The sequence below is a fragment of the Streptococcus sp. CCH5-D3 genome (assembly GCF_001556435.1).
GTDB lineage: Bacteria > Bacillota > Bacilli > Lactobacillales > Streptococcaceae > Streptococcus.
This window is the reverse complement of sequence record NZ_LSIW01000040.1, coordinates 1-810: the sequence shown is the minus strand read 5'-3', so window position 1 is coordinate 810 and position 810 is coordinate 1. Positions and strand designations below refer to the sequence as shown.

The window sequence follows — 810 nt, the reverse complement described above, 5'->3', positions numbered from 1 at the left end:
CACAACTTCTAACTGAGAAGGTATCACTAACGGATATTGCCAGAAGACTTCGTGTATCGACGTCCACTGTCTATCGTAAACTTGACCAGTTTACTTTCAAGGAACATTATGACAAACTCCCAGCTGTTATGTCCTGGGATGAGTTTGGGTTCAAGAAAGGTGAACTCGCTTTTGTGGCTCAAAACTATGAGACCAACAAACTCATAACCATCCTTGATAATCGCTGCCAAACTACTATACGAAACTATTTTTTGAAGTATCCATTGAAAGTCCGACAACAGGTACAGTTTATCACGATGGACATGTCAGGAGCTTATATTCCACTGGCTCGCAAACTCTTCCCTAACGCCAAAATTGTTCTTGATCGATTTCACATTATCCAGCACCTTGGACGTGCCTTTTTAAAGACAAGAATTGCCATTATGAATCAGTTTGATAAGAAGTCACTACCTTATCGAGCTTTAAAAAATCACTGGAGACTCTTCCAAAAGGACAGCCGTAAGTTATCTCTCAACCCTTTTTACTCAAAGACCTTCCATCAAACATTATGCCCACATGAAGTCGTTGAGAAGACACTGAATTTCTCAGAAGAACTCTCCAATTATTATAACCTCTATCAGCTTTTGCTTTTTCACTTTCAGGAGAAGAGGGGGAATGAGTTTTTTGAACTCATAGAGGAGAATATAAGCAAGGTCAATCATTACTTCAAAACAGTCTTTAGGACTTTTCGTAAACATAAACAATACATCAAAAATGCACTAGAAACACATTACTCAAATGCAAAATTGGAGGGGACCAATAAGCTTATCA

At 38.5% G+C, this 810-nt stretch carries 1 protein-coding gene; it reads left to right on the top strand.

Going from position 1 to position 810, the window contains the following annotated elements:
• The coding region (locus AX662_RS02175) for an ISL3 family transposase (protein ID WP_156430683.1) at window positions 1-810 on the top strand (810 nt) is incomplete at both ends.